14 protein-coding genes are annotated in these 15,969 nt (G+C 64.2%); 8 read left to right on the top strand and 6 right to left on the bottom strand.

The window, feature by feature from the left end:
* The first annotated feature begins 1 nt into the window (after nt 1).
* From PST29_RS00520 to PST29_RS00495, 6 genes are all read left to right on the top strand, one after another.
* Nucleotides 2-1,396, top strand: a complete 1,395-nt coding sequence (locus tag PST29_RS00520; protein ID WP_060842088.1) for a M16 family metallopeptidase — start codon at nt 2-4, stop codon at nt 1,394-1,396.
* Between the two features lie 150 nt (nt 1,397-1,546).
* On the top strand, nt 1,547-2,590 hold the full coding sequence (locus PST29_RS00515) for a DUF5924 family protein (protein WP_060842087.1): 1,044 nt from the start codon (nt 1,547-1,549) through the stop codon (nt 2,588-2,590).
* Nucleotides 2,591-2,644: 54 nt separating this feature from the next.
* Nucleotides 2,645-3,793 (top strand): ABC transporter permease, encoded by a 1,149-nt coding sequence (locus tag PST29_RS00510; protein WP_060842086.1) that lies wholly within the window; start codon nt 2,645-2,647, stop codon nt 3,791-3,793.
* Nucleotides 3,790-4,593, top strand: coding sequence for an ABC transporter ATP-binding protein (locus tag PST29_RS00505; RefSeq protein ID WP_060836896.1), 804 nt, complete (start codon nt 3,790-3,792; stop codon nt 4,591-4,593). The genes PST29_RS00510 and PST29_RS00505 overlap by 4 nt, the downstream gene beginning before the upstream one ends.
* Before the next feature lies 1 nt (nt 4,594).
* On the top strand, nt 4,595-5,533 hold the full coding sequence (locus PST29_RS00500; RefSeq protein WP_060842085.1) for an MlaD family protein: 939 nt from the start codon (nt 4,595-4,597) through the stop codon (nt 5,531-5,533).
* Complete coding sequence (locus PST29_RS00495; protein ID WP_060842084.1) at nt 5,530-6,159, top strand: ABC-type transport auxiliary lipoprotein family protein; 630 nt, start codon at nt 5,530-5,532, stop codon at nt 6,157-6,159. The genes PST29_RS00500 and PST29_RS00495 overlap by 4 nt, the downstream gene beginning before the upstream one ends.
* Before the next feature lie 72 nt (nt 6,160-6,231).
* Here the strand turns inward: PST29_RS00495 and PST29_RS00490 are convergent, their stop codons facing one another.
* The 5 genes from PST29_RS00490 to PST29_RS00475 all read right to left on the bottom strand — a co-directional run bounded on the left by PST29_RS00490 (nt 6,232) and on the right by PST29_RS00475 (nt 10,714).
* Nucleotides 6,232-7,461: a nucleoside recognition domain-containing protein gene (locus PST29_RS00490; RefSeq protein WP_060842083.1), complete on the bottom strand. Its 1,230-nt coding sequence runs from the start codon at nt 7,459-7,461 to the stop codon at nt 6,232-6,234.
* Between the two features lie 176 nt (nt 7,462-7,637).
* Nucleotides 7,638-8,969, bottom strand: a complete 1,332-nt coding sequence (gene gltP / locus PST29_RS00485) for a glutamate/aspartate:proton symporter GltP (RefSeq protein WP_060836892.1) — start codon at nt 8,967-8,969, stop codon at nt 7,638-7,640.
* A gap of 744 nt (nt 8,970-9,713) precedes the next feature.
* Complete coding sequence (locus PST29_RS00480) at nt 9,714-10,181, bottom strand: inhibitor of vertebrate lysozyme family protein (RefSeq protein WP_060836891.1); 468 nt, start codon at nt 10,179-10,181, stop codon at nt 9,714-9,716.
* Nucleotides 10,182-10,183: 2 nt separating this feature from the next.
* Nucleotides 10,184-10,348, bottom strand: a complete 165-nt coding sequence (locus tag PST29_RS30625) for a DUF1328 domain-containing protein (protein ID WP_003170804.1) — start codon at nt 10,346-10,348, stop codon at nt 10,184-10,186.
* 81 nt (nt 10,349-10,429) lie between these two features.
* A complete protein-coding gene (locus tag PST29_RS00475; RefSeq protein ID WP_060836890.1) occupies nt 10,430-10,714 on the bottom strand; it encodes a hypothetical protein in 285 nt (94 codons plus the stop codon).
* Nucleotides 10,715-11,154: 440 nt separating this feature from the next.
* Here PST29_RS00475 and algB point away from each other — a divergent pair, with 440 nt between their 5' ends.
* Entirely contained in the window at nt 11,155-12,501 is a 1,347-nt protein-coding gene (gene algB / locus PST29_RS00470; protein WP_016963951.1) for a sigma-54-dependent response regulator transcription factor AlgB, read from the top strand.
* 10 nt (nt 12,502-12,511) lie between these two features.
* Nucleotides 12,512-14,296 (top strand): ATP-binding protein, encoded by a 1,785-nt coding sequence (locus PST29_RS00465; RefSeq protein WP_060836889.1) that lies wholly within the window; start codon nt 12,512-12,514, stop codon nt 14,294-14,296.
* Between the two features lie 4 nt (nt 14,297-14,300).
* Here the strand turns inward: PST29_RS00465 and PST29_RS00460 are convergent, their stop codons facing one another.
* Nucleotides 14,301-15,920 (bottom strand): EAL domain-containing protein, encoded by a 1,620-nt coding sequence (locus PST29_RS00460; protein WP_060836888.1) that lies wholly within the window; start codon nt 15,918-15,920, stop codon nt 14,301-14,303.
* Nucleotides 15,921-15,969: the final 49 nt, after the last annotated feature.

The raw sequence follows: 15,969 nt of genomic DNA, 5'->3' as shown, positions 1-15,969 counted from the left end.
TATGCGTTGTCTGTTATTCGCCTGCCTGCTGCTGGGCAGCGCACAAGGTTGGGCCCTGGATCGTTTCCAGGTTGAAGGCTACACCCTGCCCAACGGCCTGCAACTGCTGCTCAAGCCCGGTAGCGAACGCGGCCACGTGGCGATCCGCCTGGTGGTGGGGGTCGGCCTGGACGATTTCGCCTGTGCCGACAAGGAACTGCCGCACCTGCTGGAACACCTGCTGTTCAGCGGCATCGACGCCAGCGGCGAAGGCGGCCTGGAAGAGCGCATGCAAGCCCTGGGCGGCGAATGGAATGCCTACACCAGCAATGCCGACACCACTTTCGTCATCGAGGCCCCGGCGAGAAACCAGCGCAAGGTCCTCGACCTGCTGCTGTCACTGCTGACCCGCACCCGCCTTGACGACAACGCCGCGGCCGCCGCCAAACAGGTGGTGGAGCGCGAAGACGGTGGCCATTACTCGCACCTGCAGCGCTGGCTCGACCGCCAGGACCTGGGCCACAAGGCCGGCAACCAGCTGGCGGTGGAGCTGGGGCTCAAATGTGCCGAGCGCGCCGAGGTCGGGCACCTGACCCTGGCCCGCCTGGAGCAGGTGCGCCGGGACTGGTACGCCCCCAACAACATGACCCTGATCGTGGTCGGCGAACTCGACCGCCTGCTGCCGGCCTATCTGCAGCGCACCTACGGTGCCCTGGTTCCGGTGGAGCCCAGCGAGCACCCCGATTTGCCGCAGATCCAGGGCACGGCCGCCGCCGAGCGCGACCTGATCCATGGCTGGGTCGGGCAGAGCGCACAGCTGCACTGGCTGTTTCCCGAACCCCTGCTGGAACAGCAACACGACGAGACGTTCGACCTGCTCAAGGACTACCTGGACTGGGCGCTGTACCGTCAGCTGCGCCTGGAGCACGAACTGTCCTACGGCCCGTGGAGCGATCGGGAAGTCTTCGGTGGGGTAGGGTTTCTCAGCCTCAACGCCGACCTGGAGCGTGATGCGCTGCCCCAGGCCCGGCACGTGGTCGAACAGCTCAAGGCGAGCCTGCTCAAGGACGGCCTCGACCCGGCCACCTTCGAGCGCCTGAAACAGGCCGCCATCGACCGCCAGGCCTGGGCAGTGCAAGGCAACAGCGCCCTGGCGGACTACTACTGGAGCGCCCTGGGAGACTTCGACAACGGCCGTTTCAGCGACCCGGCCAAGCGCCTGCGGGCAGTCAGCCTGGACCAGGCCAATCGGGCCCTGAAGCAACTGCTGCAACAGCCGGGCTACCTGCGCATCGAAAAGCCGCTGCTGGGCGACGAACAACTGCTGTGGCTGGGCGCCGGCCTGCTGGGCCTGATCCTCTGCGCCAGCCTCGGCGCCTGCCTGTGGCACCGTCGGCGCCCCGCCAGTCGGCTGTAGCAGGAGCACAGGCATTGGCCCCGCAGCTTGCATCCGACGGCGGGGCCGGGCCGCGTTGCAGGCTCCAGCCCGGGCAAGCTCCCTCGCCACGGGCAGCGGCCAACGGTATCCTGTCGCGGTTTTTCCCTGCCCAGACTGTGACCCCGCCCGATGCCTAACCTGACCCTCTATATTCAGCGCGTTCTGGAACTGATCAAGCGCTACCCGGGGGTCATTGCGCTCGGCGGTTTCATCTCCGGAGTCGGCAGCTTCATCCTGGTGGACCGACAGCAGAGCCTGGCCTCGTGGATCGCCGTGATCCTGCTGGTGAGCTGGGTCTGGCTGATGCTGGAAAACAGCCTGACCCAACTGTTCACCAAGGTCTTCAAGCGCGAGATCCCCCAGCCGCTGCTGCGTTACGCCACGCAGATGATCCATCAGGAAAGCCTGTTCTTCGTCCTGCCGTTCTTCTTCATCACCACCAGCTGGAACAGCGGCCAACTGGTGTTCACCGGCTTGCTGGGGGCGGCGGCACTGATCTCCATCACCGACCCGCTGTACTACAAATGGCTGGCCCCGCGGCGCTGGCTGTTCCTCGCCCTGCACACCCTGACGCTGTTCGCCGCACTGCTCACCGCGCTGCCGTTGATCCTGCACCTGACCACGGCCCAGAGCTTCAAGCTGGCCCTGGGCATCGCCATGCTCCTGTCCTTCCCCAGCCTGGCGTCGATCCTGCCGATCCGCAGCCTGCGCAGTGCCCTGGCGGTGCTGTGCATCACCCTGGCCATCGGCAGCACCGGCTGGCTGCTGCGCTCCTGGGTACCGCCGGCCACCCTGTGGCTGACCGAGGACGCCATCAGCACCCAGCTTCAGGACCGCACGCCGGGAGACAGCCTGGAACAGGTCAGCAGCCGCCAGGTGCGCAGCGACGGCTTGTACGCCTACACCGCGATCAACGCTCCCCGGGGCCTGGACGAGCGCATCTATCACGTCTGGCAGTTCAACGGCAACGAAGTGGACCGCATCGCCCTGGATATCCACGGCGGGCGCAAGGAGGGCTACCGCGCCTGGTCCCACAAGCAGAATTTCCCGGCCAACCCGACGGGCAACTGGCAGGTGCGGGTCATCACCGAGGACGGGCAGGTGATTGGTGTGCTGCGTTTCGAGATCACCGATCCAGATCAAGATGCGGCCAAGAGCGGCGAGGCAAAGTAACGGCGATCGTGCTATTACGTAGCACTGCGCAATCGCCACGCAAGCTCGGAGCTTATGAATACCCGCATGACGCCCGGCACCGCTCAACTGGACAACGCCCACTCTCCGGCGCAACTGCGCATCGGCGGCGACTGGACGCTGGCCCACTACAGCGACCTCAAGCGTCTCTGCCAGAGCCTCGACGGCCACTACGACAGCAGCACCCACATCGACCTCAACGGCCTGGGAGCCCTGGACACCGCCGGCGCCTCGCTGCTGGTGGAGCTGCTGGGCGCCGAGCGCCTGGGCCAGTCCGCCGAACACCCGGGCTGCACCCTGTCCAGCGCCGACCGCGCGCTGCTGCACACGGTCTACAGCTCGCTCAACGATTTCTGTGTGCCGGTCAGGGAGCCGGAGATTTCCGTCAGCGTGCAATTGCTCTCGCGCATCGGCAGCGCGGTCTACACCGTCTGGCAGGACACCCTGAAAGCCCTCGGCTTCATCGGCCTGATCCTCGAAACCCTGGCCCGCGGCCTGCTGCGCCCCAAACGCTGGCGCATCACCCCGGTGGTGGCGCATATCGAACAGACCGGCCTCGACGCCGCCCCCATCGTCGCCTTGCTGACCTTCCTGGTGGGCGCGGTGGTGGCCTTTCTCGGGGCCACGGTGCTGGCCAATTTCGGCGCCAGCATCTTCACCGTGGACCTGGTGGCGTTTTCCTTTCTGCGGGAGTTCGGCGTCCTGCTCACCGCGATTCTCATGGCCGGACGCACCGCCAGTGCCTTCACCGCACAGATCGGCTCGATGAAGGCCAACGAAGAGATCGATGCGATCCGTACCCTGGGCCTGGACCCGATGGAGCTGCTGGTTCTGCCCCGGGTCCTGGCATTGCTGGTGGCGCTGCCGATGCTGACCTTCCTGGCGATGCTCTCGGGGATCATTGGCGGCGCCGTGGTCTGTGCCCTGTCCCTGGATATCTCGCCGGCGATGTTCCTTTCCCTGCTGCATTCGGACATCGGTGTTAAGCACTTCCTGCTGGGCCTGGTGAAAGCGCCGATCTTCGCCTTCCTGATCGCCGCCATCGGTTGCCTGGAGGGTTTCAAGGTCAGCGGCAGCGCCGAGTCGGTGGGGGCCCACACCACCTCCAGCGTGGTGCAGTCGATCTTCGTGGTGATCGTCATCGACGCCGTGGCCGCGCTGTTCTTCATGGAGATGGGCTGGTGAGCCGGGCACCGCGGGCACCTGCCGAGGCAGTGATCGAGGTCCGGGGCCTGTGCAATCGCTTCGGCAAGCAGAGCGTGCACGAGAACCTCGACCTGGACGTGTACAAGGGCGAGATTCTTGGCGTGGTCGGCGGCTCGGGCAGCGGCAAGTCGGTGCTGCTGCGCAGCATCGTCGGCCTGCGCCAGCCCAGCGAAGGTTCGGTACGGGTGTTTGGCCAGGACCTGCCGAGCCTGCCGGAACAACAACGCTCGTTGATCGAACGGCGCTTTGGCGTGCTGTTCCAGAAGGGTGCGCTGTTCACCTCGCTGACAGTGACCGAGAACGTCGCCCTGCCACTGATCGAACATGCCGGGCTGTCTCGCGCCGACGCCGAGCACCTGGCGGCGGTCAAGCTGGCACTGGCCGGGCTGCCGCTGTCGGCGGCGGACAAATACCCGGCCTCACTCTCCGGCGGCATGATCAAGCGTGCGGCCCTGGCCCGCGCCCTGGCCCTGGACCCGGACATCCTGTTTCTCGACGAACCCACCGCCGGCCTCGACCCGGTGGGGGCCGCCGCCTTCGACCAGTTGATCCTGACCCTGCGCGATGCCCTGGGCCTGAGCGTGTTCCTGGTCACCCACGACCTGGACACGCTCTACACCATCACCGACCGGGTGGCGGTGCTGGCGCAGAAAAAGGTGCTGGTGGCGGACGCCATCGACGTGGTCGCCGAAACCCCGGACGAGTGGATCCACCAGTACTTCCATGGCCCTCGCGGCCGCGCGGCCTACCAGGCCGCTACACAGACCAACGAGGGATGACATGGAAACCCGAGCCCATCATGTACTGATCGGCCTGTTCACCGTGATCGTGGTGGCCAGCGCCCTGCTGTTCGGCCTGTGGCTGGCCAAGTCCAGCGTCGACAGCGCCTTCCAGGACTACGAGATCGTCTTCAACGAGGCGGTCAGCGGCCTGTCCAAGGGCAGTGCCGTGCAATACAGCGGGATCAAGGTCGGCGATGTGGTCAACCTGCGCCTGGACCCCAAGGACCCGCGCCGGGTGCTGGCGCAGATCCGCCTGGGCAGTGAAACCCCGATCAAGGAAGACACCCAGGCCAAGCTGGCCCTGACCGGCATCACCGGCACCTCGATCATCCAGCTCAGCGGCGGCACGCCGCAAAGCCCGCCCCTCAAGGGCAAGGACGGCCACCTGCCGACCATCATCGCCTCGCCATCGCCCATTGCCCGCCTGCTGAACAACAGCAATGACCTGATGACCGGGGTCAACCTGCTGCTGCACAACGCCAACCGCATGTTCTCCCCGGACAACGTGGAACGGGTCAGCAGCACCCTGGACAACCTGCAGAAAACCTCGGCGAGCATCGCCGGGCAACGTGATGACCTGCGCCAGCTGATGCAGCAGCTGGGCACCATCAGCAAGCAGACCAGCGCCATGCTGGAACAGACCACCGCGCTGATGCGAAACGCCAACGGCCTGCTCAGCGACCAGGGCAAACAGATGGTTGGCAGCGCCGCACAGGCCATGCGCAACCTGGAGCAGAGCAGCGCCACCCTGAACACCTTGCTGAGCAACAATCAGGACTCGCTGAACAACGGCATGCAGGGCCTCAACGGACTGGCGCCAGCGGTACGCGAACTGCGCGAGACCCTGGGCTCGCTGCGAAGCATCACCCGCCGCCTGGAAGCCAACCCCGGCGGTTACTTGCTGGGTAACGAGAAGAACAAGGAGTTCACGCCATGAAGCGTGCCGATCGCCTGTTTGCCCCCCTGGCCCTGAGTGCCGTACTGGCCCTGACCAGCGCCTGCTCGATCCTGCCCAAGGGCGAGCCGCTGGACATCTATCGGCTACCAGTGGGCCAGGCCGCTGCCACGGCCCCGAGCCAGGCCCTGCCGTGGTCCTTGCAGCTGCTCAAGCCCCAGGCCAGCGATGCGCTGAACAGCGCGCGGATCGCGGTGATTCCCCAGGGCAATCTGATCAGCAGCTACAAGGCTTCGCGCTGGAGCGACCCGGCGCCGATCCTGCTGCGCAACCGCCTGCTGGACGGCTTCCAGCGCGATGGCCGGGTGCAGCTGTTGAGTACCGATGACAGCAACCTGCAGACCGACCTGGCCCTGGGCGGCGACCTGCAAGCCTTCCAGACCGAATACCAGGGCAGTGCCGCCCAAGTGGTGATCCGCCTGGATGCGCGGCTGATTCGTGGCAATGACCAGAAGATCCTCGCCAGTCGACGTTTTGAAGTGCGCCAGCCGCTGACTGAAACCGCGGTGCCGGCGGTGGTGACGGGATTTGGCCAGGCCGGCGATGCGCTGACCCGCCAGGTGGTGGATTGGGCGGTGGGGCAGGGCAATCGGGCGCTCAAGCATTGAGCGCCCATTCGCCGGCAAGCCGGCTCCTACGGGTGGTGTAGGAGCCGGCTTGCTGGCGAAGACTCGGTCAACTCAGCCAAAGAACCAGTAGCAAACCGCAATCGCCGCCACCACGCCGGCGAACTCCGCCAGCAAGGCACAGCCCACGGCGTGCCGCACCCGCTGGATGCCCACCGCGCCGAAGTAGACCGCCAGCACATAGAAGGTGGTTTCGGTGCTGCCCTGGATGGTCGCCGCCACCAGGGCCGGGAAGCTGTCCACGCCCTGGGTCTTCATGGTTTCAATCAGCATGGCCCGGGCGGCACTGCCGGAGAACGGCTTGACCATGGCGGTGGGCAGGGCGTCGACGAAGCGCGTGTCCCAACCGGCCCAGGCCACCAGGTGGCGAATGCCGTCAAGACCGAAGTCCAGCGCCCCGGAAGCCCGCAGCACGCCGATGGCGCAGAGCATCGCCACCAGGTACGGCAAGAGGTTCTTGGCCACCTCGAAGCCTTCCTTGGCGCCTTCGACAAAGGCCTCGTAGACCTTGACCTTGCGCAGCGCGCCAATCACCAGGAACAGCATGATCAGCCCAAACAGCGTGAGGTTGCCGAGGATCGACGACAGCGACGCCAGGGCCGTGGCCGAGAGGGTCGCCAGCAAGGCCATGAAGGCGCCCAGGGCCAGGGCCCCGGGGATCAGGTAGGCCAGCACCACCGGGTCCCACAGACGCAGGCGCTGCATCACCGCCACCGACAGCAGGCCCACCAGGGTCGAGGCACTGGTAGCCAGGAGGATCGGCAGGAACACCAGGGTCGGGTCCGCCGCGCCTTGCTGGGCGCGGTACATGAAGATGGTCACCGGCAGCAGGGTCAGGGACGAGGCGTTGAGCACCAGGAACAGGATCTGCGCATTGCTGGCGGTGGTGGCGCTGGGATTGAGCTCCTGCAAGGCACGCATGGCCTTGAGGCCGATGGGCGTGGCGGCGTTGTCCAGGCCCAGGCCGTTGGCGGCGAAGTTCAGGGTGATCAGGCCCAGGGCCGGGTGGCCGGGCGGCACCTCCGGCATCAGGCGCTTGAACAGCGGACCCAGGACCTTGGCCAGCCATTCGACGATGCCGGCCTTCTCGGCGATCCGCAGAAAGCCCAGCCACAGGGTCAGGGTGCCGAACAGCAGCACCATCACCTCCACCGACAGCTTGGCCATGGCGAAGATGCTTTCCACCATGGCGGCGAAAATCCCGGCATTGCCGCCCACCAGCCACTGGGCCAGGGCCGACACGGTCGCCACGACAAAGAAGCCAAGCCACAGGCCATTGAGCATCGGTCATACCCCTCGAAAGATGCGGCGAATGATAGCGGGGCGGGCAGAAACGACAAACCCCGGATTAACCGGGGTCTGTCATCTGTAGGAGCCGGCTTGCCGGCGAAGGCGAGCCTCAGGCATGTGCAGGGCTTGGGGCCTCTTCGCTGGCAAGCCAGCTCCTACGCAGTAGGCGCTTAGCCCTTGGTGATTTCGCCGGCAGGCAGCTTCTCTTTGCTGCGCCAGTGCGGCAGGGAGTTCCAGTAGCGCTGGCCCTTGGCGTCGTCGTACATGCCTTCCCAACGAGCGATGACCAGTACCGCCAGGGCGTTGCCGATCACGTTCAGGGCGGTACGCGCCATGTCCATCACACGGTCGACACCGGCGATGAAGGCCAGGCCTTCCAGCGGAATGCCCACGCTGCCCAGGGTGGCCAGCAGCACCACGAAGGACACGCCCGGAACCCCGGCAATGCCTTTGGAGGTGACCATCAGGGTCAGCACCAGCAGCAATTGCTGGCTGATGGACAGGTCGATGCCGTACAGCTGGGCGATGAAGATGGCCGCGATGCTCTGGTACAGGGTCGAACCGTCGAGGTTGAAGGAGTAGCCGGTCGGCACCACGAAGCTGCAGATGGCTTTCGGCGCGCCGTAGGCTTCCATCTTCTCGATGACCCGCGGCAGCACGGTTTCCGAGCTGGCGGTGGAGTAGGCGAGCACCAGCTCATCCTTGAAGATGCGCATCAGCTTGAGCACCGAGAAGCCGAACAGGCGGGCGATCAGGCCGAGGATTACGAAGGCGAAGAAGGCGATGGCCACGTAGACCAGGATCACCAGCTTGGCCAACGGCAGCAGGGAGGCGAAGCCGAAGTTGGCGACGGTCACCGAAATCAGCGCGAATACGCCGATGGGGGCGTAGTTCATGATCATGTGGGTGACTTTGAACATGCTCTCGGAGACGCCCTGGAACATCTTCACCAGCGGCTCGCGCAGATCGGACTGCAGGCTCGACAGGCCCAGGCCGAACAGCACCGAGAAGAAAATGATCGGCAGCATCTCGCCGCGGGCCATGGCCGCGAAGATGTTCGACGGAATCAGGTTGAGGATGGTCTCGATGAACGCGTGTTCATGCTGCACTTCGGCGGCGGTGGCCTGGTACTTGGAGATGTCCACGGTGCCCAGGGTGCTCATGTCGATGCCTGCGCCCGGATGGAACAGGTTGGCCAGCAGCAGGCCGACGACGATGGCGATGGTGGTGACGATTTCGAAGTAGATGATGGTCTTCAGACCGATGCGGCCAAGTTTCTTGGCGTCGCCGACCCCGGCAATGCCGACGATCAGGGAGGAGATGACGATCGGGATCACGATCATCTTGATCAAGCGGATAAAGATATCGCCCGCAGGTTGCAGGACGTTGCTGACCCACCAGGCTTTTTCAGCACTGAAATGATTGAGTAGCGCGCCAATCGCAATCCCAAGGACCAGACCGATGAGGATCTGCCAGGCGAGGCTTAATTTTGCCTTCTTCATATCATTACCCTTACTTCAGTTGGACTCGGGCTGATGCGCGAACTGGAACGCTCAATGGCGGAAAAGTTTGTGCATCGGCCCCCGTATAAGGTCATCCCGAGCGAGCATTTACAGCTCTGTGCGGGCGAAAAAAGGCGCAACTATTCCGATGCAAGGGGGGAACGTCTAATGCCGTAAACGCCTACCCTATGCCGAATCGGCATGAGTTTTTCCAAATAAAACGAACGTCCCAACCGGTTCGAATACGACATTTCGGCAGGCATAAATGCCGTGAAACAGCCATTTCAGGCGGCGTGCAGGCATGTCGGAGAGGTCAGGAAAAGGTCGTAAAAAACATGGGAATGTTCTGATTCGGTCGCCTGGAAACGCTGCGATTATTCCGCAAAGTTTCTCGATATACGGTCGCAGAGAAACACCCGGAAACGTTTGATCGGGGTCAAAGGAAGATTTTTTTCGGGATACGCTTCGGCGCAGATGTAGCAACAGCTCTAGAACAGGACTTTGCTCATTCAAGCACGCCGCAAGCTCTTCAAGTCGATGACGACTTGGGAGCTTGCGCCGCCGCTCTTTCCTGACCCGGCCCTTGCGGAGGCACTCCCTGTACCCCTAGGTCACTCCGATCATGCAAGCATCAGAACATCCCGGCCCCTTGGTCATGCACGCGCCTTCCTCGGGCGGTGCAAAGTCGAAAGCGCCTGGGAGGCCCTTTCGCCTATCTGTTATGCAATATCGGCAATACCGGACTCAGTACCAGTTCGGATCTTTGCGCAATTGCTCTTGCAGCAACGCCTGCATGCCGTCGTCCGGCTTACCGAGGAAACGGTAACTGGCATGCCGGGTCGGCGACTTGTCCGCGGGCAAGCCGGCCGGCACTTCGACCCACAGGGCGTAGGCATGCTTCTTGTTGAAGCTGAAGGCGACGACCAGCCGCTGGTTCTGACAGCTCTGCGCGGTTTCACACAGCGGTCCGACCAGGTACTGGTCGCCCCCTTCGGTCACTGCATTCATCTGTTGCGGCGCATCGCCCGACAGGTTCATCACCCATTCGGGCAGACGCTCCTCTTTTTGCACGACCTTCTGCCAGGTTTCACGAAACTGCGGATCGGAACCCAGCAGCTGGTTGGCACGGGCCTGGCCATCATTGGCGGCCACCGCCAGGGCGCTGGCGCCCAGCAACAGCGCGGCGGCCAAGGTCTTCAACGAGGGGCTCATGGTCAGCCTCGGCCACGACGGCCAAAGAAGAACGAAGCGATGAACATCACCAGGAACACCACAAAGAGAATCTTGGCGATACCCGTGGCGGTGCCCGCGATACCACCGAAGCCCAGTACCGCAGCGACAATGGCAATGATCAGGAATGTGATTGCCCAGCTCAGCATGATGATTCTCCTTACTCTTCTATTAGTGATGGTGCCGGTGGAGCCGCCGGACGCCGCCTAAGGCGGGCCGACCCTTGGTGCCTAGAACACCCAGCGTTCCTGACGTGGCGCCTCAAGCGCCGGCTGCGCCTGATCGACGGCCATCAGTTGCACGGGTGTCGCATCGTTGAGCTGGCTGCTCACCGAGCTGAAATGGGTCTGGGTGAAGTGATGGGCCGGCACCCGCGGGGCGGGCGCCTGACTGTCCTGCCAGCGCTGGTACTGTTGCCCGGCGATCAGAGTGACCAGCAACGCCAGACTGGCGAACAGACCTTGCTGAAGGTGCAGTGGCGCAATACGCAATTGGGCAAGACGTTGGCGATTCATCCTGAAACTCCTCCCACACTGGTGGTGATGTTGTTATGGAAGCCATGGCTCGTGCTTCGCTGATAGGAGGGTTATTGCAGTCTGCATGCCAGCTTTCGCCAAGGAATAAATATCAATAAAATCAACAACTTAATGCCATTCAAAAGTACCACTCCACACGCATCCTGCACGATGCACGCTGGCCGACCGTGCGAAATGCACGATCGGCGCGGACCGCCTGGAGGGCTTTTTGATATGAGGGGGAACTTTGCCGAGCGGCGGACGGCCTGATACAGACCCGGCCCATGCCCAGCAGCTGTAAAAGCCATTGAGTTTCAGTCGGTTAGCCATTTCGGCCGGAGATATCTAACCTGCATGCCGTGGAATGGATCAGAATCAACCTTGCAACTTGCCCGATTTATCCGGGACTAAATAAGATCATTCATAAAGGAGCCTGCGAAATGGAGTCAGCGCCGGAGAATCAAGGCCGCATCCTTCTGGTGGATGACGAATCCGCAATCCTTCGCACCTTCCGTTACTGCCTGGAAGACGAGGGCTACACCGTGGCCACCGCCAACAGCGCAGCCCAGGCCGATGCACTGCTGCAACGCCAGGTGTTCGACCTGTGCTTCCTCGACCTGCGCCTGGGCGAAGACAACGGCCTGGACGTGCTGGCGCAGATGCGCACCCAGGCGCCCTGGATGCGGGTGGTGATCGTCACCGCCCACTCCGCCGTGGATACCGCGGTGGATGCGATCCAGGCCGGTGCCGCCGATTACCTGGTCAAGCCCTGCAGCCCTGATCAACTGCGCCTGGCCACCGCCAAGCAACTGGAAGTGCGCCAGCTCTCGGCGCGCCTGGAAGCCCTGGAAGGTGAAGTACGCAAGCCCAAGGACGGCCTGGACTCCCACAGCCCGGCCATGAAAGTGGTGCTGGAAACCGCGCGCCAGGTGGCCGGCACCGACGCCAACATTCTGATTCTCGGTGAATCGGGCACCGGCAAGGGCGAGCTGGCACGGGCCATCCACGGCTGGAGCAAGCGGGCGAAGAAGTCCTGCGTGACCATCAACTGCCCGTCCCTGACCGCCGAACTGATGGAAAGCGAACTGTTCGGCCACAGCCGCGGGGCGTTCACCGGGGCCAGCGAAAGCACCCTGGGCCGGGTCAATCAGGCCGACGGCGGCACCCTGTTCCTCGATGAGATCGGCGACTTTCCCCTGACCCTGCAGCCCAAGCTGCTGCGCTTCATCCAGGACAAGGAATACGAACGCGTCGGTGACCCGGTGACCCGCCGGGCCGATGTGCGGATTCTTGCCGCCACCAACCTCAACCTGGAGGACATGGTGCGCGACGGGCGCTTTCGCGAAGACCTGCTGTACCGCCTGAACGTGATCACCCTGCACCTGCCGCCCCTGCGCGAACGCAGCGAAGACATCCTGACCCTGGCCGATCGCTTCCTCGCACGCTTCGTCAAGGAGTATTCGCGACCGGCCCGGGGCTTTTGCGACGAGGCCCGGGAAGCCCTGCTCAACTATCGCTGGCCGGGCAACATCCGCGAGCTGCGCAACGTGGTGGAACGGGCGAGCATCATCTGTCCCCAGGAACGGGTGGAGATCATCCACCTGGGCATGGCCGAACAACCCACCAACAATGCCCCGCGGATCGGTGCAGCGCTGAGCCTGGACGAGCTGGAAAAGGCCCATATCGGCGCGGTCCTGGCCACCAGCGACACCCTGGACCAAGCGGCCAAGACCCTAGGCATCGACGCCTCGACCCTGTACCGCAAACGCAAACAGTACAACCTGTGAGCGCTCCCCCATGAAGTTAGCGATGAAACTGCGAACCCGGCTGTTTCTGAGCATCTCGGCCCTGATCACCGTCGCCCTGCTGGGGCTGGTGCTCGGGCTGGTCAGCGTGATGCAGATGGCCAATACCCAGGAGTCGCTGATCCGCAACAACTTCATCACCCTGGACCTGGGGCTCAAGCTGCGCCAGACCCTGGGCGACCAGTTGATCATCATGCTCAGCAAGGAGCCCGACCGTGCCGCCCTGGAAACCTCCCGGGAGCACTACCTGGCATTGCTCGACCAGGGCATCGCCCAGGAACAGCAGAACCAGGGCAGCCAGCACTTTCAGCAGGCCCGCGATGACTACCTGAGTTTCTTCCAGGCCTTCGAACGCATCAGCGGCGCCCCCGGAATCAGCGACAACCAAGCGCTGACCGAGCGCTTCAATGCCTTGCGCAACGGCCTGATCAACGAACACAAGAGTGCCCTGGACAACATCAGCCAGGTGGAACGCCAGGCCCGTGACCGCGCCCTACTGGTGGCCGGCCTGCTGGGCCTGGTGGCCCTGGCGGTGCTGATCATCGGCTTTATCACCGCCCATGCCATTGCCCGGCGTTTTGGCGGCCCCATCGAGGCCCTGGCCAAGGCCGCGGACAAGATTGGCCAAGGCAATTTCGACGTCACCCTGCCCATCTCCGCGGCCGCGGAAATGAACCTGCTGACCCGGCGCTTCGGCATCATGGCCGAGGCCCTGCGCCAGCATCAGGCAACCAATGTCGACGAACTGCTGGCCGGCCAGCAGCGCCTGCAGGCGGTGCTCGACAGCATCGACGACGGTCTGCTGATGATCGACCGCCAAGGCCGCCTGGAGCACCTCAATCCGGTGGCCCAGCGCCAGTTGGGCTGGGATCAGGAGCGCCTCGGCCAAGGCCTGGGCAGCGCTCTGCAACGCCCGGAGCTGGATGAACAGCTGCAGCTGGTGCTGCGCGGCGGCACCCTGGAGCGGGCCCCGGAAGACCTGGATGTGGAGGTCGACGGCGAGTCCCGTCTGCTGACCTACAGCCTGACCCCGGTGAGCCACACCCAGGGTCATATTCTCGGGGCGGTGATGGTGCTCCACGACGTCACCGAACAGCGTGCCTTCGAGCGGGTGCGCAGTGAATTCGTGCTGCGCGCCTCTCACGAGCTGCGCACCCCGGTCACCGGCATGCACATGGCGTTCGGCCTGCTCCAGGAACGCCTGCACTTTGCCGAAGAGTCCCGGGAAACCGACCTGCTCAATACGGTCAACGAAGAAATGCAGCGCCTGATGCAGTTGATCAATGATCTGCTGAACTTCTCGCGCTATCAGAACGGCCTGCAGAAGCTCACCCTCGCTCCCTGTTCCCTTGAAGAGCTGCTGGAGCAGGCTCTGGAGCGCTTTCGCGAACAGGCACAGCGCCAGGACATCGACCTGCTGCTGGACCTCCAGGCGCCGCTGCCGCGCCTGCACGCCGACCGGCCGCAGCTGGAACGGGTCCTGGACAACCTGATCGACAATGCCTTGCGCCATACCGCCAGCGGCGGCCAGATCCGCCTGCAGGCCCGGCGCCATGGCGAGCGGGTCATCATCAGCGTCGAGGACAACGGCGAGGGCATTGCCTACGGCCAGCAGGGACGGATCTTCGAGCCTTTCGTCCAGGTCGGGCGCAAGAAAGGCGGCGCCGGGCTCGGGCTGGCGCTGTGCAAGGAAATCGTCCAGCTCCACGGCGGCCGCATGGGGGTCTACTCAAGGCCCGGACAAGGCACCCAGTTCTACCTGGCCTTGCCCCTGTAGGGCATCAGGCTTCGTCGTCCAGGCGCCGGGGCACCAGGCGCCGCCCCCGGGTAATCAGCTCGGTGAACTGCAACGCGCTTAGGGCGTGGGCGAACAGCCAGCCCTGACCGTAGCTCACGCCTTCGCTGTTGAGCAGCGATGCCTGGTCTTCGAACTCGATGCCCTCGGCGATCACCTTGAGTTTCAGGGCATGGGCCATGCGGATGATGTGGGGCGCCACGCCACTGCTGGCGGCGTCATGCCCCAGGGCGTCGATGAACGCCTTGTCGATCTTCAGGCAATCCACCGGCAGGCTTTGCAGGTAGGCCAGGCTGCAGTAGCCGGTGCCGAAATCATCGATCAGCACTTGATGCCCCACGTCCCGTAGCGCCTGCAGGTTGTCCCGCGCCACCACCACATCGATCAGGCCGCGCTCGGTGACCTCGAAGGCGATCTGCCGCGCGGCCACCTTGTGCAAGGCCAGGAGCCGCGCCATGACCTGGCCGATGCGCGGCACCATGACATCACAGGCCGCCAGGTTGACCGAGATGTACAACTGCGGATTGGCCCGCAGCACATGCCCCAGTTGTTCCAGCAGGCGCTGCAGGACAAAGTCGGTGATCTGGCGGATCTGCCCGGTGTTTTCCGCCAGCGGAATGAACAGGTCGGGGCTGGTCAGGGTGCCATCCGGACGGCGCCAGCGCAGCAAGGCTTCGGCCCCGACGCAGACCCGGCTGCTGAGGTCGAAGATCGGCTGGTACAGCACCTGCAACTCGCCACGGCGCAGAGCGCCTTGCAGCTCCGCCCCGAGGGATTGGCGCTGACGCGCCAGCTGATACACCAGCCCGCCGATACACAGCGCCAGCAACAGGCTGATCGGCAACAGCCACCACCAGCCATCGAGCATTTCCGCCTGCATGCTGGCCCGGGGCGTGATCAGCACCAACTGGTACTCGGGATTCTGGGTCGGCATGCGATAGATCAGCAGGTCCGGGGTCACCTGCAGCGGCCCATCGCGACCAGCGCGCCAAGGTTCCACCGGCGGCCAGGCACGGGCCTGGCCCAGTACCGGAATCGCCCGGGCACCATGCTCCACCACCACCATCAGGCTGCCACCGGCCGGCAGGTCCACCACATCGGTCAGGTGCCCGCGGGAAGTGGCCACACGAAAATCGCCCCGGCCCAGCATCAGCGCGGCCAGGTTTTCATTGGGCTGGGCAGAGGTGTTGAGCCAGTAGCTGTAGGTCGGCCCGCGGATATCCGGAGCCCTGAGCGAGGGCATCAGGCTCTGGCGCGGCGAGTTGGAGCAGCTCTGGGTGGCGTCCATGTAGGCCGCTTCATAAATGAAGCGGTAGTTGAAGCTGACCTGCTGCAGGGCGCTGATCAGCTCGGCGCTGCACTCGCGCAACGGCTGGGCTTCGAGCTCGTCCAGTCCTTCACGCAGTTGCCCGAACAGTTGTTCCAGACGCTCCAGGAAGCGCTTGCCCTGGGCATTCATCTGTTCGCTTTCCCGTTGCTGGACCTGATGCATGGCCACCCCGGCACTGCCGAGCACCAGCAGCGCCGCGCTCAGCGCAGCCGCCAGCGTCGCCAGCAACCAGGGGCGATGGAACCAGGTGCGCAGGGGCTCACGAGGGACGGGCATCGTGGAGGATCCGAGGGATACCAATGAGTTATAGCAACTGATTGGGTAA

Origin of the sequence: Pseudomonas sp. St29 (assembly GCF_001547915.1) — a bacterium.
GTDB lineage: Bacteria > Pseudomonadota > Gammaproteobacteria > Pseudomonadales > Pseudomonadaceae > Aquipseudomonas.
This window is presented reverse-complemented; position numbering and strand designations above follow the sequence as displayed.

What these genes read in the sequence shown, in the direction of transcription:
- PST29_RS00520 (WP_060842088.1), top strand. Translation starts at nt 2, where the DNA reads ATGCGTTGTCTGTTATTCGCCTGCCTGCTGCTGGGCAGCGCACAAGGT.
- PST29_RS00515 (WP_060842087.1), top strand. Translation starts at nt 1,547, where the DNA reads ATGCCTAACCTGACCCTCTATATTCAGCGCGTTCTGGAACTGATCAAG.
- PST29_RS00510 (WP_060842086.1), top strand. Translation starts at nt 2,645, where the DNA reads ATGAATACCCGCATGACGCCCGGCACCGCTCAACTGGACAACGCCCAC.
- PST29_RS00500 (WP_060842085.1), top strand. Translation starts at nt 4,595, where the DNA reads ATGGAAACCCGAGCCCATCATGTACTGATCGGCCTGTTCACCGTGATC.
- PST29_RS00495 (WP_060842084.1), top strand. Translation starts at nt 5,530, where the DNA reads ATGAAGCGTGCCGATCGCCTGTTTGCCCCCCTGGCCCTGAGTGCCGTA.
- PST29_RS00490 (WP_060842083.1), bottom strand. Translation starts at nt 7,461, where the DNA reads ATGCTCAATGGCCTGTGGCTTGGCTTCTTTGTCGTGGCGACCGTGTCG.
- gltP (WP_060836892.1), bottom strand. Translation starts at nt 8,969, where the DNA reads ATGAAGAAGGCAAAATTAAGCCTCGCCTGGCAGATCCTCATCGGTCTG.
- PST29_RS00480 (WP_060836891.1), bottom strand. Translation starts at nt 10,181, where the DNA reads ATGAGCCCCTCGTTGAAGACCTTGGCCGCCGCGCTGTTGCTGGGCGCC.
- PST29_RS30625 (WP_003170804.1), bottom strand. Translation starts at nt 10,348, where the DNA reads ATGCTGAGCTGGGCAATCACATTCCTGATCATTGCCATTGTCGCTGCG.
- PST29_RS00475 (WP_060836890.1), bottom strand. Translation starts at nt 10,714, where the DNA reads ATGAATCGCCAACGTCTTGCCCAATTGCGTATTGCGCCACTGCACCTT.
- algB (WP_016963951.1), top strand. Translation starts at nt 11,155, where the DNA reads ATGGAGTCAGCGCCGGAGAATCAAGGCCGCATCCTTCTGGTGGATGAC.
- PST29_RS00465 (WP_060836889.1), top strand. Translation starts at nt 12,512, where the DNA reads ATGAAGTTAGCGATGAAACTGCGAACCCGGCTGTTTCTGAGCATCTCG.
- PST29_RS00460 (WP_060836888.1), bottom strand. Translation starts at nt 15,920, where the DNA reads ATGCCCGTCCCTCGTGAGCCCCTGCGCACCTGGTTCCATCGCCCCTGG.